We start from the raw sequence: 14,480 nt of genomic DNA on the forward strand, positions 1-14,480 counted from the left end.
TTGGCGGCGCGTCGCTCCCGTGTTCGGGACCTGATTCGCCACCCGGCCGGCTCCGATCGCTAGAATATAGGCTCCGCAACCAGCACTGAAGCCTGCCGTGAGCCCTGTCGCAAGTCCGATTTCCGCCCGCCAATCCGTCTCGATCCGGCAGGAGGACTTCATCCAGTCCGTTGCCGATGCCTTGCAGTACATCTCGTACTACCACCCGGTCGACTACATCAAGAGCCTCGCCGCCGCCTACGAGCGCGAAGAGAGCGTCGCCGCGAAAGGTGCGATCGCGCAGATCCTGATCAACTCGCGCATGTGCGCCGAAGGCCACCGGCCGATCTGCCAGGACACCGGCATCGTCACCGTGTTCCTGGAAATCGGCATGGACGTGCGCTGGGACGACGCCACCATGGGCGTGGAAGACATGGTTCACGAAGGCGTGCGCCGCGCCTACCAGCACCCCGACAACAAGCTGCGCGCCTCGGTGCTCGCCGATCCGGCCGGCAAGCGCGTCAACACGAAGGACAACACGCCTGGCGTGGTCAACGTCAAGGTCGTGCCCGGCAATACGGTTGATGTGATCGTAGCGGCCAAGGGTGGTGGCTCTGAGGCGAAGGCCAAGTTCGCGATGCTCAATCCGTCCGATTCGGTTGCCGAATGGGTGCTCAGGACCGTACCGACCATGGGCGCCGGCTGGTGCCCGCCGGGCATGCTCGGCATCGGCATCGGTGGCACCGCCGAGAAGGCGATGTTGCTGGCGAAGGAATCGCTGATGGAGCCGATCGACATTACCGAGCTGAAGGCCCGCGGCCCGTCCAACCGCGCCGAAGAGTTGCGCATCGAACTGTTCGACGCGGTCAATGCGCTGGGCATCGGCGCACAGGGATTGGGTGGGCTGACCACGGTGCTCGACGTCAAGGTCAAGGATTACCCGACCCACGCCGCCAACCTGCCGGTGGCGTTGATTCCCAACTGCGCGGCCACGCGGCATGCGCACTTCACCCTGGATGGCAGCGGCCCGGTACAACTGGACCCGCCATCGCTGGAAGACTGGCCCGAGCTGACCTACGACGCTTCCAATGGCCGGCGCGTCGACCTCGATACCGTGACCCCGGCAGACGTCGCCAGCTGGCAGCCGGGTGAGACGATCCTGCTCAACGGCAAGTTGCTTACCGGCCGCGACGCCGCGCACAAGCGCATCGTAGGCATGCTCGACAAGGGCGAGCCGCTGCCGGTCGATTTCAAGGGCCGCTTCATTTATTACGTGGGCCCGGTTGACCCGGTGCGAGACGAAGTCGTCGGCCCTGCCGGCCCGACCACGGCGACCCGGATGGACAAGTTCACCGAGCAGGTGCTGAGCCAGACTGGCTTGCTGGGCATGGTCGGCAAGGCAGAACGCGGTCCGGTTGCGATCGAGGCGATCAAGAAGCACAAGTCGGTTTACCTGATGGCGGTCGGCGGCGCCGCGTATCTGGTGTCCAAGGCGATCAAGGCCTCACGCGTGGTGGCTTTCGAGGATCTGGGCATGGAGGCAATCTACGAGTTCACCGTGCGCGATATGCCGGTGACGGTGGCGGTCGACAGCAGCGGCGAGTCGGTCCACCAGACCGGCCCGCGCACGTGGCAGGCGCGCATCGGCAAGATCCCCGTGCTGGTCGAGCCCGCCTGATCCCGTAGGGTGTATTGGGCGGCACGCCGTAATGCACCATGGCCGCCCTACAACAGCTCCACCAGCGCCTTCATTTTCTTCCGCGTGCCCGGCAGGGCCAGGTAGGCCGTTGCCAGCTTCTCCAGCGCGGCGATGTTGACCGCGCTGGTGTCATCCAGGTCATCCAGGCCGGCCAACAGTTCCGCCTGCATCCTGAAGTAACTGTCGCCAACCAGCTGTCGGGTGATGTAATCCACCGACTCGGCGTTGCCGTCGAACAACACGTCGATGATCGGTACGGCCCACTCCAGCGCGCCCCATTCCCGGGCGGACTCCAGGCTGATGGGCCGGGTGCGCTCCCCGGTGCCGATCGACAGTACGACCAGGTCGCCGCATTGGTGGGCATCGCGGTCGCGTCGCAACGCTTCGGCAATCGCGCACATCGTCGGGTTGTTGGCAACGACACCGCCGTCGATCAGCGAGCAGGTCTTGCCTTCTATTTTCATCGGATGCGCGGGGAAATAGGTGGGGGCGGCGGTGGTTGCGCGGCAGACTTCCCAGACCAGCAAGTCCCGGTGGCTGGGCTTGAAACTCTTGAAGATCACCGGTTTGCGCGAGATGGTGTCGTAGCTGGGGATCACAGTCGGCAGCTTGAGTTGGCCCAGCGTGGTCTTGCCAAAGACCTTCTTCAGTATCTTCTCCAGCCCCTTGCCGTCGTACTTGGGTGCCGACGGTCCGGCGCTGAACAAGCGTCCCGCGCGTGACCACAGGCGGTCGGCCATCCCCGGGAAGATCTCGTCGCGCTGGGCGCGGTAAACCTCGGCCATGGTGTCGGGGCTCAGGCCGATGCCGAGTCCGCAGGCCACCAAAGCGCCGGTGGAGCTGCCGGCGGCCAGGTCGAAGCTGTCAAGCAGCCCGGGCTTTCCTGCCCGTGCGAGGGTGTCCTCCACGCCGCCAAGCCAGGTGCAGCTGACCAGGCCGCGGATGCCGCCGCCGTCGAAGGACAGGATTCGTTTGGCCTGCATCAGAACCACTCCAGCAGCGAGATGCCCAACCCGATCTGGGTGGATCGATGGTCATAGTCAATCAGGCTTTCGCCATAGCCGTCGAATATCTGCAGATGGCCCCGCAGCGTGCGAGTCAACGGAAAGCCCCAGTCGAACCGCACCGCGCCGTGGGATCGATCGCCGCTGCGCATGGAGTGTCGCGCCATCAGCGCGAACTCATGGCCGCCGCGGGTGTGCACCAGGGTTACGTCGCCGCGCCCGACGTAGTCCTCGATGTTCGGGTTTTCGTCCTCACTGCCGTCGGATATCCGCCACCACGGGCGCACCATCAGGGCCCAGTTTTCCCGGTCCAGGCCGAAATTCATTACCACCCGGTTCCAGCTGCGCGACAGGGGGTCGGCGCGACCGTTGGACTGGTGGTTGATGCCGATACCGAGCATCCGGCCGCGCCAGTGCTCGCCCAGTCCGTAGTTGTTGCGGAACACCAGCATCACTTCCGGCTCGTAATTGGACTCGCGGAAGGGGCGCGAGTTGTCGCCTTCGTAGACCTGCCAGTGCGAGACCTGGGTGTAGGCCATCCAGATATCGCCGTTATCGCCAAACAGGTTTTCGACCGCCTTGGTCTTGAAGCTGATCTGGAATTTGGTTTCCACGTCCTTCAGTGATAACGGCTGTGCCGGCATCGCCGGGTTGGAGCTGGCGGGGAGTTCGTTTGGATGGCTGCTCCACACGGCGGGCAAGAGGTAGACGGGCTTGTAGGCTCGCAGGTTGAAGACGCCCAGCTTGGAGTCGCGTGCCAGCTCCCAACGGCTGTCCAGCAAACCGCCCTTGCCGGCGTTGGCGATGCTTGCATCCAGCGGGTCGGGCAGGCCGTTCTCGGCGCGGAACAGGTCACTCAGCCCCTGCCGCAGGCGTTCGCGCCGGGGCAGGTCCGCGCGCCGGCCGCGCTGCTGTGCTGCGGTGGCATCCTTGAGTTGCTGCGCCTGACGGGCCTGCGCGTCGGCGACGGAAGGGCCATCCGCGTGACGCCCAACGGCGGCGTCGTAGCAAGCCAGGCGCTCCACATCGATATTGAGCGCCGCGCAGGCCTCCGGGGTTGCCGGAGCGTCGGGTGACAGCAGGTCCTGCGCCAGTGTCGGACTGGAGATCAAGCCGATGAACAATCCGAGCGAGCAACAGCCTGGCAGCAGCGCCCGCATCACAGTTGCGACTTGATTGGCAACAAGACCCGCTCGGCAATTTTTTCCGTCCACGGCCGTTCCTGCCAGGTTTGGTAGGTGTAGCGCTTGCTCGACTCCAGGTCCCGCTCGAACGCCCGGGTCATCCGTTCCGCAAATTCATGGTCATAGATGTTCAGGCTCGCTTCGTCGTTGAGCTGGAACGAGCGGATATCGAAGTTGGTGGAGCCGACCGAGACCAGCTCCTGGTCGACGACCAGCAGCTTGGTGTGGATCATCGTGGGTTGGTATTCGTGGATTTCGACGCCCGCGTTCAGCAATGGCCCCCAGGTGGACTTGGACGCCAGTCGTACGGCGTTCGCATCGATATGCGGGCCCGGCACCAGGATCCGGATGCGCACGCCGCGTTCGCGAGCCGCCACCAGCGCGCTGATGATCAACGAGTCTGGCACGAAGTACGACGCGGTCAGGTCGATCGATTGCTCGGACGCGGCGATCGCCATCAAGTACATCAGGTGCATGCTTTCGCTGCCCCCGGATGGAGAGGCGGTGAGCATATGTGCGTCGATACCTCCGGTAGGCGGCAGTGCGGGGAAATACTTCGGGCCGTTCAACACCTCGCCGGTGCTCTTGATCCAGTTGTCGTTGAACGCCGCCTGTATTTGCCCCACCACCGGGCCTTCCACCCGGAAGTGCATGTCACGCCAGTGATCGGGGTCCTGCGCGTGGCCCTGCCACGGGTCCGCAATACCGACGCCGCCAGTGAACCCGATCTTGCCATCGACCACCAACAGCTTGCGGTGGGTGCGGTTGTTCATCCGGCTCAGGTTGTACCAATGCAGGGGCCGGTAACGCTCCAGCCGAACGCCTGCGTCGCGCATCCGGTCCAGCAACTGCTGGTCCATCTTGAGACTGCCGACCCAGTCAATGGTGACGTGCACCGGGATGCCTGCCCGTGCACGCTCTGACAGCGCCTCGGTGAACTCTTTGCCAATCGCTCCGGACCAGTAGATGTAGGTCTCAAAGGTGATGGAAACCTGCGCGCTGCGGATTGCCTCCAGCATCGACGGAAAGATTTCGTCACCGTTGTTGAGGGCTGTGACCTGGTTTCCCGACAACACCGATGGACCCAGCATCACCGACATTTCCCGACGGAATTGCGGGTCGCTGATTGCGTAGCGATGCTCGATCTTGCGATCGAGTTGCTTGGTCGGGGTGGCGAAGTTGAGCCCGATGATCACAGCCAAGGCAGTGATCAGCACGGTGGCAAGGATGATCCAGGTCATGCGTTGGCGACTCCATCGTGGCATTGATGCTCCCCACACCCCATCCGAAGGTGCCTACTTTGCCCGTTCATGGTCAAAGTTGGTGTGAACGTGGCATGGGTCCCAGAGGGTCAAATAAACCATGCAAAGGCGAAGATTCCCATCATCGCGAACGCCAGCCCAACCTTGAGCACGGTGCCGACCAGGATGCCCAGCCAGGTACCGAAACCGACCCGGGCCGCCTGGCGGACCTGTCTGCCGTGGATCAACTCGCCGACCAGGGCGCCAATAAACGGACCCGCCAGTAGACCGATGATGCCGAAGAACAAGCCCACAAGGGTGCCAACTACCGCGCCCACCAAGGCCAGTCGGCTCGCGCCGACCCGCTTTGCACCCATCGCAGTGGCGAGCAGGTCGACGGCGATCGACAGCACGGTCAGCACCCCCAACACGACCACCACCCACCATCCCACCTGTTCGAAATTGCCGGCCCAGGCCGCCAGCAGCATGCCTGCGAACATCAACGGCACCCCTGGCAGGGCAGGCAATACCGTGCCGGCCAGGCCCACCAGGACCAGTAACGCGGCGATGAGGTAGTAGATATTCACCAGATCCATGCCAAGTCCCCACCAGTTTTACTGGATACGTTATTGCGTTTTCACACTGTACGGGTTAGTTTCAGGCCGCTGTTTGTCAGGGTCACCGTGAATCTTGGCTCGATGCGCTGATCCCATGATCGCTTCATCGTTGTACCTCGCTTCCTCCTTGCAACCAGCACCGTGCAACCGCGCTGTTGTCAATCAAATGTTCCAAGGAGCAAGTTAATGTCCAACCGTGAAACCGGAACCGTCAAGTGGTTCAACGATGCCAAGGGTTTTGGCTTTATCAGCCGTGAAAATGGCGAAGATGTGTTCGTCCATTTCCGTGCCATCCAGTCCGAGGGCTTCAAGAGCCTGCAGGAAGGCCAGCAGGTCTCGTTCGTCGTGACCCAGGGTCAGAAGGGTTTGCAGGCTGACGAAGTCCAGGCCGTATAAGACGCGAACCCCGGCACCCGCCGGGATTCGGCTGTCGCAATAGAACAGGCGGTCCGCAGTTGCGGGCCGCCTGTTTTTTTACGGGAACGTTTTTGTTGGAATGTGGCACTTGGGCGCAGCAGCGCGCGCAGCTGTCGGACAGCGCGTATCAGCGCGCCCAGGCCCGCCCGTTGTATACGCGCACGTACGAGCCTTGGCGGATGCCGCCCAGGTCATCCTGGCTGACGACGGTGGTGCGGCCGTTGTCCATGCGCACATGGACGTTGTAGCTCTCCCCGCCGACCCGGTTCTGGATGGCGTTGCCTGCCACCGCGCCCGCCACCGCGCCCGCAACGGTAGCGGTGTTGCGACGACCCTTGCTCTCGTCATCGGCCAGCTCGCGGCCCGCAGCCGCACCTACCAGGCCACCCAGGACCGCACCGGTGGCATTGGGCACATTGCTGTTGTTGCCGACCTGCTCGATACGGACCACGGTGCCGCAGTCCTGGCAATTGGCGCTGTTGTTGCCGTAGTTCGGCGACGGTGAGCCGTAGTTGTTGCCGTAACCCGGGGTGGCGCAACCGGCCAGGGCAAGACTGGCAGCGGCGGCCACACCGAACAACTTGAGGTTCTGGATATTCATGCGGATCTCCTGCGAGGGTGGGGCTTCACCGGACGATGAACCCGGTTGCGTCCTCAACCTATGCGCTGGATCGTGAACATCCGGTCAACCGCGAAAATCCTGATGACAGGCTTTGCACGACTCACCGATGCTCTTGGTGACCTTGGCCAGGCCTTCGCAGTTGAGCGGGGGACTGGCAAGAGCCGAATCCAGCGTCGCACGCAGGTCGCCCGCGTGTTCGACGAAACGCCTGTCGTCGCGCAAGCCGGGAAAGGCAGGTTCCAGGTCATTGGCGACCGTCCGCAGTGCCTGCAGGTGCGGCAGGCTGTCAGTCGCGGCGCAGCGATTGGCCTTGACGCTCCCGCCCAGCTGTGCGGCATGGGCCTGCATCAGATGCATCGCCGCATGTGGGAAGTGATCCTGCCAACCCTTCCGGCTCTCGATCGCGCGCAAGGCCATGACCGTTGCGAGCACGCCGATGACCAAGCCCAGCAGTAACAGAAAAATATACTTTGACCCATTGGTGGTCCTGGGCGTGGGGGTGGTCATGGTCGCGCTCCTGTGAATTTCGCCGAACGATAGCATGCGTGTCGCCGGTCCCGTGCTCGGTGGCACTTACAATGCCCGGATGAATACTGCTTCGCTGGACCCGGCTTTGCTGGAACGTTTTGGCGGGATCGACCGCTTGTATGGTGCCGGGGCGCTGGCGCGGTTCGCGGGCAGCCGGGTTGCCGTGATTGGCATGGGCGGGGTTGGCTCGTGGGTGGTGGAGGCGCTGGCGCGCAGCGGGGTCGGGCACCTGACCCTGGTCGATGCCGATGATATCTGCGTGTCCAACAGCAACCGCCAATTGCCCGCCCATGCCGGGCAGTTTGGCAAGGCCAAGGTCGAGGCGATGGCGGAGCGGTGCAGGGCGATCAATCCGTTGCTGGAGGTGGACCCGGTCGCGGACTTCCTGGTCGCCGGCAACATGGCCCAATTGCTGGAGCGCCGGTTTGACCTGGTGCTGGATGCCTGCGACAGCTTCCGCAGCAAAGTCGAGTTGATTGCATGGTGTCGACGTCGCAAGTTGCCATTGGTGGTGTGTGGCTCGGCAGGCGGGCGGGTCGATCCGACCCTGGTGCGGGTGCGGGACCTGTCACGTACCGAGCACGACGCGATGTTGGCGCTGGTCCGTAAAAAATTGCGGAGCGAGTTCAATTTCCCCAAGAGCCTGCAGCGCTATTTCGGAGTACCGGCGGTGTACTCGCTGGAGAACGTGAGGTATCCGCAAGCCGATGGCAGCGTCTGCGGCTTGCGTCCGCCGGTCGCTGGGGACGCGGCGCTCAAGCTCGACTGTGGCGCCGGTCTGGGCGCCGCCACGCATGTCACCGGCGCGTTTGCGTTTGTCATGGTGGGCAAGGCGCTGGAACTGCTGTTGAAGCCGCCGCGGGTGCTTCCACCTGCCTAGGTCGGTTTCCGGGTGAGTGGCAGTCGGAACAATCGTTCGGCATTCGCTGTCGTTGCTGCGGCCACCTCTGCTGGCGCGACGCCGCGCAAGTCGGCAATGGTCTGCAGTACATGGATCAGGCGGGCCGGCTCGTTGCGCTTGCCGCGATGGGTGGCGTCGGGCTGGTCGGGAGCGTCGGTTTCCAGCAGCAACCACTCCAGCGGCATGGTGGCGGCCAGTTTGCGCAGCCGGTTGGCGCGCGGGTAGGTGACCGGGCCACCAAGGCCGAGCAAAAAGCCTTGCTCCCACAGGTTTTCGGCCTGCTGCTGGCTGCCTGAAAAGCTGTGGACGACGCCGCGCAAACCACCGATTGCACGGATCGCCATCGTTACCGCATCCAGCGCCTTGCGGGCGTGGACGATGACCGGCAGATCGAACTCACGAGCCAGTGTGAGTTGGGCCTGGAAGCAGGTCGCCTGGAGGTCACGGTCAAGTCCGTCGACGAAGTAGTCCAGCCCGCACTCGCCGACCGCTACCGGGCTCTCGCGCTCGATCCACTGGCGCAGTTCGTTCAGGTGCCTGGGGTGATACGAAGCCAGGAACATCGGATGCAGTCCATAAGCCGGGTGCAGCCGGTCATCGGCCTCGCATACGGCGCGCAGTTTCGGCCAATCGGCGGCGGTGACCGCAGGCACGATCTGTCGGGTGACACCGGCCTGGATGGCGCGCGCGATCACCGCGGCGCGGTCGACATCGAACTCCGCCGCGTCAAGGTGGCAATGACTGTCGATCAGCACGTCGGACCGTTACCGGTCGCGGTCGCGGGGTGTCGGGGGCTGAATGGTGTCCTTACGGCTTTTCCAGTTGGCGAGCAGCAAGGTGCCCAGCCCCAGGACGATCTCATCGATGAACGGAAATGGATCGGGTACCAAGACAGTGATTACGAACAAGGCCGCGGTCAGCTTGAACAGCGTCGGGTAGCGCAGCTTTCGCGCCCAGCTGAGTAGTGGCAGGAGCAAAGGATTGGCCATGACCATCTCGCGAGTCGGACAACCGGGAAACTAGCACGCGCAGATGGGGCCGGCTTCACGGTTTGGCGGTTGTCGTCTCGTCTGGCGGCCTCTGTTCAGCATCAAAGTGCTCAGATACCGGCATATGTAACAGCGGACTGCACCGCTTCACGAAGGAGAGCGACGAATGAACAAGAACATGCTTGCCGTGGCGGTTGCCGCCCTGCTGGTTGGTGGCGTGGCCGTCGCCGCCTACAACAGCTTCAGCGGCACCGATGCCAGCGAATCGGCGCAGCTGGTGACCAATGGCGACGGGTTGACTGCCAATCTGTCGGGGGACGTCGACACCGCCGGTGCGATCAAGCCCAGTGGCAACCTGGAATATGCCGACGTGGTCAACGTCGAGCCGGTCCTGAAGAAGCAGGAATTGTTTGCCAGCGTGATCGGCACCGATCCGATTCGCGAGACCAGCACCACTTCGTCCCCGCGTCAGGTGTGCGAGGACGTCGTCGTGCAGGAACGTGCGCCCGAGCGCGATGGCAACGTTGGCGGAACAGTCGCCGGTGCTGTGCTCGGCGGTGTGTTGGGTAACCAGGTGGGCGGAGGCAACGGCAAGAAGCTCGCGACTGCGGCCGGCGCCGTCGCCGGTGGTTTCGTCGGCAACCGGGTCGATCGCAACCATGTGGGTGGCCGGGTGACCCAGCGTGTCGACACCCAGTGCCGCACCGTCTCCGACACGTCCAAGTCCACCAAGGTCATTGGCTACAACGTGACCTATCGCAATCCCGACGGCACCACCGGCACGATGCGCACGGGCAGCAAGCCCGGCGAGAAGATCTCGCTGGGCAGCGAGGACCAGGTGGTCGCCTACGACGTGACCTATAGCTACCAGGGACAGGACCAGACCGTGCGTCTGGACGACGAGCCCGGCAAGCGCTTGCCGGTGATCGATGGCCAGGTAGTCACCCAGACGGCCTCGGCGAACACTGGCGCCGATCGCGGCTGATTTCACAAACGCGATTTACAAGCGCGCTTTACAAGCGCGACAGGCAACAACCCGAAGGGGCCGGAATTTCCGGCCCCTTTTTGTTTTGCCGCGGATTGCTTAGTTGCGATGTTCCGGGTGCTTTCCTTCGGGACGCCTGCTTACAATGGGAGCTTTCCAAGTACGAGTTCACCATGGCCCTGAATCCCTACGACCTGTACGACACCCGTTCCCTGCTGACCGAAGAGGAGCGCGCCGTGCAGGACACGGTGGCGCGGTTCACCGACGAGCGCGTGCTGCCGATCATCGGTGACGCGTTCGACGACGGCCGCTTCCCGAAGGAGCTGGTGCCGGAAATCGCCGAGCTCGGCCTGCTGGGCGCGACGTTGCCGGAGCAATACGGCGGCGGTGGCCTGAACTCGGTCAGCTACGGCCTGATCTGCCAGGAGCTGGAGCGCGGCGACAGCGGCATCCGCAGCTTCGTCTCGGTGCAGTCCTCGCTGTGCATGTACCCGATCTTTGCTTACGGGACCGAGGAGCAGAAGCAACGCTGGCTGCCCGACATGGCCGCCGGCAAGGTCATCGGTTGTTTCGGCCTGACCGAAGCGCATGGCGGCTCCGACCCGGGCAACATGAAGACCCACGCCAAGAAGGACGGCGGCGACTGGGTGCTTAACGGCTCCAAGATGTGGATCACCAACGGCAACCTGGCGGATATCGCGATCGTCTGGGCGCAGACCGACGACGGCATCCAGGGCTTCGTGGTCGAGAAGGACATGGCCGGTTTTGCCGCCCAGGAGATCAAGCACAAGATGAGCCTGCGCGCGTCGGTGACCAGCTCGCTGTTCTTCGACAACGTGCGCGTGCCCGAGGCCAACCGATTGCCGAACGTGAAAGGCCTGCGCGGTCCGCTGGGCTGCCTGACCCAGGCCCGTTACGGGATCACCTGGGGTCCGATCGGCGCGGCGATCGCGTGCCTGGACGAGGCGCTGAACTACTCCAGGGAACGCATCCTGTTCGACCGCCCGGTGGCGGCGACGCAATCGGCCCAGCTGAAGCTGGCTGATATGGCGCGCCGGATCACCATGGCGCAGTTGCTGGTCGTGCAGTTGGGCCGGCTGAAGGACGCCGGCACCATGGCGCCGACCCAGGTCTCGCTGGCCAAGTGGAACAACTGCCGGATGGCGATCGACATCGCGCGCCAATGCCGCGACCTGCTGGGCGGCGCCGGCATCACCACCGAGCATTGCGCGATCCGCCACGCACTGAACCTGGAGTCGGTGATCACCTACGAGGGCACCGAGACCGTGCACCAGCTGGTACTTGGCCGCGAGCTGACCGGCATCAACGCGTTCTAGGAACCCGATACCCCATGACCGTTCACCTCGGACCTACGCTTGAAACCGAACGCCTGATCCTGCGGCCACCGCAACGTCCGGATTTCGACGGCTTCGCGGAGTTGATCGGCGACGAGGAGGCGGCCCGCTACATCGGTGGCGCCCTGCTGCGTGCCGCCGCTTGGCGCAAGTTCCTGCAGATGCCCGGAGCGTGGGCGATGCAGGGTTTTGCCATGTTTTCGGTCATCGACAAGACCAGCGGCGAGTGGCTTGGCCAGACCGGTCCGTGGCAGCCCGAAGGTTGGCCGGGGACCGAGGTGGGCTGGTCGTTCAAACGCTCATCGTGGGGGCATGGTTATGCGCACGAGGCGGCCATTGCGACGATCGACTGGGCGTTCGATCACCTGCAATGGTCCGAGGTGATCCATTCGATCGATCCGGACAACCGCGCTTCGCAAGCACTGGCGGCGCGCCTGGGATCGACCAATCGCGGGCCGGGCCGGTTGCCGCCGCCGTTGGAGGACCATCCGATCGAGATATGGGGGCAGAGCCGTGAGCAATGGCAAGCGCGGCGCGTTAAGCCCCCCTCCTGAGTCAAATCGCCGTCACTGCCGCGAGGTCCGGTGCCTTTCCCCCATTTGAAGCCTTGCTTGACGGTGAGGCGGAGCCTGTCGATGTCAACATTGTCCAACCCCGTCCCCGCGCGCATGAAGGGTCTCAATCGCGCCGAGATCTGTGATGTCAATTTCACCGAGTTCGTGCGCGACTGGGACGGCGCGATCGACGCGCCACCGGCGCCGCATGAGCCGGTCGTCGAAGGCAGCGCGCTGGACGCACATGGCTTCATCGAACTGTTCGAGTCGCAGCTGGTCAGCCGCCACCTCGACCTGATGGCGCGCGTGTTGCGGGTGCAGAACAAGGTCTTCTACACCATTGGTTCGTCCGGCCATGAAGGCAATGCGATGGTGGCGCGAGCGACCCGGCATACCGATCCGGCGTTCCTGCATTACCGCAGCGGCGGCTTCATGGCCGAGCGCTTCCGCAAGCTGCCGGGCAGCGATGGCCGACCGCGCGACCCGGCGATGGATTCGGCGCTGAGCTTTGCCGCCAGCAAGGACGATCCCGCCAGCGGCGGCCGCCACAAGGTCTGGGGCAGCAAGCCGCTGTGGGTGCTGCCACAGACCTCGACCATCGCCTCCCACCTGCCCAAGGCGCTGGGTACTGCGATAGCGATCGAGGCCGGCAGACGGCTCGGCCACAATCTGCCGATCCCCGACGACAGCATCGCGATCTGCTCGTTTGGCGACGCCTCCAGCAACCATGCCACCGCCCAGACCGCGTTCAACGCCGCAGCATGGACGGCGTACCAGAAGCTGCCCGCGCCGGTGCTGTTCGTCTGCGAGGACAACGGCATCGGGATCTCGGTGAAAACCCCGAATGGCTGGATCGCGCAGAACTTCTCGCAGCGGCCGAACCTGGATTATTTCACTGCCGACGGGCTGGACCTGGCGACCGGCTATGCCGACGTCCAACGTGCCGTCGAGCATTGCCGCCGCACCCGCCGGCCGACCTTCCTGCACCTGCGCACGACCCGGATCATGGGTCATGCCGGTACCGACTTCGAGATCGAATGGCGTTCGCTGGAGGAATTGTGTGCCGTCGAAGCGACCGACCCGCTGCTGCGCTCGGCCGCGATCGCACTGGAATCGGGTCTGATGTCGAAAGACGAGGTGTTGGCGCTGTACGAGGCGACCCGTAAGCGCTGCTTCGCCGCCGCCGAGGAAGCCGATCGCCGGCCCAAGCTCGACAACCTCGCCGACGTCATCGCGCCGCTCGCTCCGTATACGCCAGCCGCGGTCAAGGCCGAAGCAGAGCGCGCCGACTTCGGCCAGCGCCGACTGGAGGTGTTCGGCGAGGAGTCGAAACTGCCGGAGAACCAGCCGCCGCGTCACCTCGCGATCCAGATCAACCACGCGTTGCACGACACCTTCGCGAAGTATCCCGAGGCGCTGCTGTTCGGCGAGGATGTGGCCCAGAAGGGCGGCGTCTATACGGTGACCAAGGGGCTGCAGAAGGCGTTCGGCGCGCGCCGGGTATTCAACACGCTGCTCGACGAGACGATGATCCTCGGCATGGCCCAGGGGTTTGCGAATGTCGGCATGCTGCCGATCCCGGAAATCCAGTACCTGGCGTACTTCCACAACGCCTGCGACCAGCTCCGAGGCGAGGCCGCAAGCCTGCAGTTCTTCAGCAACAACCAGTACGCCAACCCGATGGTGGTGCGTATCGCCGGACTGGGTTACCAGCGCGGTTTTGGCGGCCATTTCCACAATGACAACTCGATCACCGCGTTGCGCGACATCCCCGGCCTGGTCGTGGGCTGTCCATCGCGTGGCGACGATGCGGTGACCATGTTGCGCACCTTGACGGCATTGGCGAAGGTCGATGGGCGGGTAAGCGTGTTCCTGGAGCCGATTGCGTTGTACATGGCCAAGGACCTGCAGGAGCCGGGCGATGGCGGCTGGTTGACCGCCTATCCCGCCCCGGGTGAGGCGATGGCCTTGGGCGAGGGCAGGGTGTACGACGCCGGTCACGACGACCTGGTGATCTTCACCTACGGCAACGGCGTGCCGATGAGCCTGCGCGCCGCGCGCGCGATTGAGCAGAAACATGGCTGGAAGACGCGAGTGGTCGACCTGCGCTGGCTGGTGCCGCTCAATGACGGATTCATCGTCGATCACGCACGTGATGCGAAACGAATCATCGTGGTCGACGAAGGGCGTCGCAGTGCCGGCGTCGGCGAGGGCGTGATCACGGCGATTGCCGAGGGTGGACTGGGAGCCATTCCGTTCCGACGCGTGGTCGGCGTCGACACCTACACCCCGTTGGCCGGCGCGGCGTTCCTGGTGATCCCGGGTGAGGAGGACATCGTTGCGGCGGCGGACCAGTTGGGTGACACGAAAGCCTGAAGACCGCACTTTGCTCGTCGCGGAGTAAC

General features: G+C 64.2%; 15 protein-coding genes. 7 read left to right on the forward strand and 8 right to left on the reverse strand.

Annotation, left to right across the window (positions count from 1 at the left end; translation table 11 throughout):
- The first annotated feature begins 118 nt into the window (after positions 1-118).
- Positions 119-1,657: a fumarate hydratase gene (locus ACW7G1_RS08305; RefSeq protein WP_456979871.1), complete on the forward strand. Its 1,539-nt coding sequence runs from the start codon at positions 119-121 to the stop codon at positions 1,655-1,657.
- 47 nt (positions 1,658-1,704) lie between these two features.
- Here the strand turns inward: ACW7G1_RS08305 and ACW7G1_RS08310 are convergent, their stop codons facing one another.
- From ACW7G1_RS08310 to ACW7G1_RS08325, 4 genes are all read right to left on the reverse strand, one after another.
- On the reverse strand, positions 1,705-2,661 hold the full coding sequence (locus tag ACW7G1_RS08310; protein ID WP_456979288.1) for a patatin-like phospholipase family protein: 957 nt from the start codon (positions 2,659-2,661) through the stop codon (positions 1,705-1,707).
- Positions 2,661-3,842, reverse strand: coding sequence for a phospholipase A (locus ACW7G1_RS08315; RefSeq protein ID WP_456979289.1), 1,182 nt, complete (start codon positions 3,840-3,842; stop codon positions 2,661-2,663). The genes ACW7G1_RS08310 and ACW7G1_RS08315 overlap by 1 nt, the downstream gene beginning before the upstream one ends.
- On the reverse strand, positions 3,842-5,107 hold the full coding sequence (locus ACW7G1_RS08320; RefSeq protein ID WP_456979290.1) for a phospholipase D-like domain-containing protein: 1,266 nt from the start codon (positions 5,105-5,107) through the stop codon (positions 3,842-3,844). The genes ACW7G1_RS08315 and ACW7G1_RS08320 overlap by 1 nt, the downstream gene beginning before the upstream one ends.
- 110 nt (positions 5,108-5,217) lie before the next feature.
- The gene (locus tag ACW7G1_RS08325) at positions 5,218-5,703 is read right to left on the reverse strand and encodes a DUF456 domain-containing protein (protein ID WP_456979291.1); all 486 of its coding nucleotides are present in this window, start codon (positions 5,701-5,703) and stop codon (positions 5,218-5,220) included.
- A 207-nt stretch (positions 5,704-5,910) separates the two neighbouring features.
- On the opposite strand from ACW7G1_RS08325, the gene ACW7G1_RS08330 reads away from it, so the two are divergent.
- Entirely contained in the window at positions 5,911-6,120 is a 210-nt protein-coding gene (locus tag ACW7G1_RS08330; protein ID WP_036193815.1) for a cold-shock protein, read from the forward strand.
- A 148-nt stretch (positions 6,121-6,268) separates the two neighbouring features.
- Here ACW7G1_RS08330 and ACW7G1_RS08335 read toward each other — a convergent pair whose 3' ends face one another.
- Positions 6,269-6,742 (reverse strand): glycine zipper 2TM domain-containing protein, encoded by a 474-nt coding sequence (locus ACW7G1_RS08335; protein ID WP_456979292.1) that lies wholly within the window; start codon positions 6,740-6,742, stop codon positions 6,269-6,271.
- 84 nt (positions 6,743-6,826) lie between these two features.
- Entirely contained in the window at positions 6,827-7,270 is a 444-nt protein-coding gene (locus ACW7G1_RS08340) for a hypothetical protein (RefSeq protein WP_456979293.1), read from the reverse strand.
- A gap of 79 nt (positions 7,271-7,349) precedes the next feature.
- On the opposite strand from ACW7G1_RS08340, the gene ACW7G1_RS08345 reads away from it, so the two are divergent.
- Positions 7,350-8,171 (forward strand): tRNA threonylcarbamoyladenosine dehydratase, encoded by an 822-nt coding sequence (locus ACW7G1_RS08345; protein ID WP_456979294.1) that lies wholly within the window; start codon positions 7,350-7,352, stop codon positions 8,169-8,171.
- On the opposite strand, the gene ACW7G1_RS08350 is transcribed toward ACW7G1_RS08345, so the two are convergent.
- The gene (locus tag ACW7G1_RS08350) at positions 8,168-8,947 is read right to left on the reverse strand and encodes a TatD family hydrolase (protein WP_456979295.1); all 780 of its coding nucleotides are present in this window, start codon (positions 8,945-8,947) and stop codon (positions 8,168-8,170) included. The genes ACW7G1_RS08345 and ACW7G1_RS08350 overlap by 4 nt on opposite strands.
- Before the next feature lie 9 nt (positions 8,948-8,956).
- The gene (locus ACW7G1_RS08355; protein ID WP_456979296.1) at positions 8,957-9,181 is read right to left on the reverse strand and encodes a DUF6116 family protein; all 225 of its coding nucleotides are present in this window, start codon (positions 9,179-9,181) and stop codon (positions 8,957-8,959) included.
- Between the two features lie 166 nt (positions 9,182-9,347).
- On the opposite strand from ACW7G1_RS08355, the gene ACW7G1_RS08360 reads away from it, so the two are divergent.
- From ACW7G1_RS08360 to ACW7G1_RS08375, 4 genes are all read left to right on the forward strand, one after another.
- A complete protein-coding gene (locus ACW7G1_RS08360) occupies positions 9,348-10,166 on the forward strand; it encodes a glycine zipper 2TM domain-containing protein (RefSeq protein WP_456979297.1) in 819 nt (272 codons plus the stop codon).
- A 173-nt stretch (positions 10,167-10,339) separates the two neighbouring features.
- Positions 10,340-11,503, forward strand: coding sequence for an acyl-CoA dehydrogenase family protein (locus ACW7G1_RS08365; protein WP_456979298.1), 1,164 nt, complete (start codon positions 10,340-10,342; stop codon positions 11,501-11,503).
- A gap of 14 nt (positions 11,504-11,517) precedes the next feature.
- Entirely contained in the window at positions 11,518-12,075 is a 558-nt protein-coding gene (locus ACW7G1_RS08370) for a GNAT family N-acetyltransferase (protein WP_456979299.1), read from the forward strand.
- Positions 12,076-12,156: 81 nt separating this feature from the next.
- Entirely contained in the window at positions 12,157-14,451 is a 2,295-nt protein-coding gene (locus tag ACW7G1_RS08375; RefSeq protein WP_456979300.1) for a thiamine pyrophosphate-dependent enzyme, read from the forward strand.
- The last annotated feature ends 29 nt before the right edge of the window (positions 14,452-14,480 follow it).

It is taken from the genome of Lysobacter sp. A378 (genome assembly GCF_054052125.1).

Excerpts from the sequence above, each read along its gene's own strand:
- ACW7G1_RS08310 (WP_456979288.1), bottom strand. The coding sequence starts at position 2,661 with ATGCAGGCCAAACGAATCCTGTCCTTCGACGGCGGCGGCATCCGCGGC.
- ACW7G1_RS08315 (WP_456979289.1), bottom strand. The coding sequence starts at position 3,842 with ATGCGGGCGCTGCTGCCAGGCTGTTGCTCGCTCGGATTGTTCATCGGC.
- ACW7G1_RS08320 (WP_456979290.1), bottom strand. The coding sequence starts at position 5,107 with ATGACCTGGATCATCCTTGCCACCGTGCTGATCACTGCCTTGGCTGTG.
- ACW7G1_RS08325 (WP_456979291.1), bottom strand. The coding sequence starts at position 5,703 with ATGGATCTGGTGAATATCTACTACCTCATCGCCGCGTTACTGGTCCTG.
- ACW7G1_RS08330 (WP_036193815.1), top strand. The coding sequence starts at position 5,911 with ATGTCCAACCGTGAAACCGGAACCGTCAAGTGGTTCAACGATGCCAAG.
- ACW7G1_RS08335 (WP_456979292.1), bottom strand. The coding sequence starts at position 6,742 with ATGAATATCCAGAACCTCAAGTTGTTCGGTGTGGCCGCCGCTGCCAGT.
- ACW7G1_RS08340 (WP_456979293.1), bottom strand. The coding sequence starts at position 7,270 with ATGACCACCCCCACGCCCAGGACCACCAATGGGTCAAAGTATATTTTT.
- ACW7G1_RS08345 (WP_456979294.1), top strand. The coding sequence starts at position 7,350 with ATGAATACTGCTTCGCTGGACCCGGCTTTGCTGGAACGTTTTGGCGGG.
- ACW7G1_RS08355 (WP_456979296.1), bottom strand. The coding sequence starts at position 9,181 with ATGGCCAATCCTTTGCTCCTGCCACTACTCAGCTGGGCGCGAAAGCTG.
- ACW7G1_RS08360 (WP_456979297.1), top strand. The coding sequence starts at position 9,348 with ATGAACAAGAACATGCTTGCCGTGGCGGTTGCCGCCCTGCTGGTTGGT.
- ACW7G1_RS08365 (WP_456979298.1), top strand. The coding sequence starts at position 10,340 with ATGGCCCTGAATCCCTACGACCTGTACGACACCCGTTCCCTGCTGACC.
- ACW7G1_RS08370 (WP_456979299.1), top strand. The coding sequence starts at position 11,518 with ATGACCGTTCACCTCGGACCTACGCTTGAAACCGAACGCCTGATCCTG.
- ACW7G1_RS08375 (WP_456979300.1), top strand. The coding sequence starts at position 12,157 with ATGTCAACATTGTCCAACCCCGTCCCCGCGCGCATGAAGGGTCTCAAT.